This is a genomic window from Sphingomonas sp. CCH9-F2, from assembly GCF_001556735.1.
Lineage (GTDB): Bacteria > Pseudomonadota > Alphaproteobacteria > Sphingomonadales > Sphingomonadaceae > Sphingomonas > Sphingomonas ginsenosidimutans.
This window is the reverse complement of the sequence record NZ_LSJO01000706.1, coordinates 1-2,111: the sequence shown is the minus strand read 5'-3', so window position 1 is coordinate 2,111 and position 2,111 is coordinate 1. Positions and strand designations below refer to the sequence as shown.

Below are 2,111 nucleotides of genomic sequence, written 5' to 3'. Positions count from 1 at the left end.
GAGTAGAATTCGCCGACCGAGCCGTCGCCCGCCAGCACGCACGACGGATATTTCCAGGTGATCGCGCTGCCGGTCTCGACCTGCGTCCACGACACCTTGCTGTTCCGGCCCTGACACAGAGCACGCTTGGTGACGAAATTGTAGATGCCGCCGACGCCATTCTCGTCGCCGGGATACCAGTTCTGGACGGTCGAGTATTTGATCTCGGCATCGTCCATCGCGACCAGCTCGACGACTGCGGCGTGGAGCTGGTTCTCGTCGCGCATCGGTGCGGTGCAGCCCTCCAGGTACGAGACATAGGCGCCCTCGTCGGCGACGATCAGCGTGCGTTCGAACTGGCCGGTATTCTCGGCATTGATGCGAAAATAGGTCGACAATTCCATCGGGCAGCGCACGCCCTTCGGCACATAAACGAACGTGCCGTCGGAGAAGACCGCGCAGTTGAGCGTCGCGAAGTAATTGTCGTGCTGCGGCACCACCTTGCCCAGCCATTTGCGGACCAGGTCGGGATATTCGCGGATCGCCTCGCTGATCGAGCGGAAGATGACGCCGGCGGCCTCCAGCTCCTTGCGGAAGGTGGTGGCGACGCTGACGCTGTCGAACACCGCGTCCACCGCGACGCGGCGCGCGCCCTCCACCCCCGCGAGCACTTCCTGCTCGGCGATCGGGATGCCGAGCTTCTCATAGGTGCGGCGGATTTCGGGATCGAGTTCGTCCAGCGACGCGATCGTCTTCTTCGCCTTTGGCTCGGCGTAGTAATAGGCGTCCTGATAGTCGATCGGGGGCACGTTGAGCTTGGCCCAGTCGGGCGCCTCCATCGTCTGCCACAGGCGGAACGCCTTCAGCCGCCAGTCGAGCATCCATTGCGGCTCGTTCTTCTTGGCCGAGATATAGCGGACGGTATCCTCGCTCAGCCCCTTGGGTGCGAAGTCCTGCTCCACCTCGGTGGCGAAGCCCCATTCGTACTTCTTCGCGACCGCCGCATGGGCCTCTGCGTTCTTCGTCGCCATCTTATGCCTCGACCTTCATCTTCTCGGGCGCGGCGGCTTCCGCCGCCAGCGTCGCCAGCGTCACCCCGGCGAGCGCGTCGCGCACCGCCCGGTTGACCGCATTCCAGTGCGGCTTCACGCGGCAATTGCCCGCGATGCCGCAGTCATGGTCGCCCGCATCGACGCAGGCGGTCATCGCGATCGGCCCCTCGACCGCCTCGACGATGTCGGCCAGCGTGATCGTCGCGGGCGGGCGCGACAGGCGGATGCCGCCGCCGGTGCCCCGCGTGCTGTCGATCAGCCCCGCCGCGGCGAGCCGGCTGACCAGTTTCTGCGCGGTGGGCAGCGGCACGCCGGTTTCCTCCGCCAGCCGCGTCGCGTTCATCCGCGCCAGACCGCCGCAATGCCGCGCGGCGGCGCCGAGCAGCACGACGGCATAATCGGTGAGACTGGACAAACGCATGGCTTCGCGGGCACCTGTTGCGAACCGCTCTCAAATCAGACCGATTCGTTCCGATTGGGGAGATGGTCGCTCGCGCACGCGAAATCAACCGCGTGGCGCGGGGAGCGGCGGAGAGGGCGCGAAAAAAAGGCCCGGCCGATGGCCGAGCCTTTTGAGTATAAAGGGTTTCCCATCGGAAGCCCTTCGGGTCGCACGCCGGCCTTACCCGGATCGCCGCGCAAAATTATTGGATGGATACGACAGACAGGCCGTAAATTCTTACAATTTTGCGCGATTGACGCCGCGCACGCATCATCCGAAAGGTTTTTCATGCCGTCCTTGTTGCAACGTGCCATCCACGCGATCGATCCCGAAACCGCGCATGTCGCCGCGATCCGCGCGCTGTCTGCATGGGGCGCGACCGGAACGCCGCTGGCGTCGCGCGCCATGGCGCTGCCGACGCGGGTGGCGGGGATCGACTTTCCCAACCCGGTCGGGCTGGCGGCGGGGCTGGATAAGGATGCGCGCGCGATCACCGGGCTGTTCGCGCTCGGCTTCGGATCGGTGGAGGTCGGCACGCTGACCCCCCGCCCCCAGCCGGGCAATCCCAGGCCACGGCTGTTCCGGCTGGTCGAGGATCGCGCGGTCATCAACCGCATGGGCTTCAACAACGGCGGGCT

2 protein-coding genes and 1 pseudogene are annotated in these 2,111 nt (G+C 65.8%); 1 reads left to right on the top strand and 2 read right to left on the bottom strand.

The genetic code is table 11. The features are described 5' to 3' along the window. Positions 1-1,010 (bottom strand): Fe-S cluster assembly protein SufB (gene sufB, locus AX685_RS20175; protein WP_066492032.1); only part of this gene is annotated, 1,010 nt, incomplete at its 3' end. A gap of 1 nt (position 1,011) precedes the next feature. Continuing rightward, on the bottom strand, positions 1,012-1,452 hold the full coding sequence (locus tag AX685_RS20170; protein ID WP_066492029.1) for an SUF system Fe-S cluster assembly regulator: 441 nt from the start codon (positions 1,450-1,452) through the stop codon (positions 1,012-1,014). Positions 1,453-1,761: 309 nt separating this feature from the next. Between AX685_RS20170 and AX685_RS20165 the strand changes: the two are divergent. Beyond that, positions 1,762-2,111, top strand: a pseudogene (locus AX685_RS20165) (quinone-dependent dihydroorotate dehydrogenase); the annotation flags it as partial.

Excerpts from the sequence above, each read along its gene's own strand:
- AX685_RS20170 (WP_066492029.1), bottom strand. The coding sequence starts at position 1,452 with ATGCGTTTGTCCAGTCTCACCGATTATGCCGTCGTGCTGCTCGGCGCC.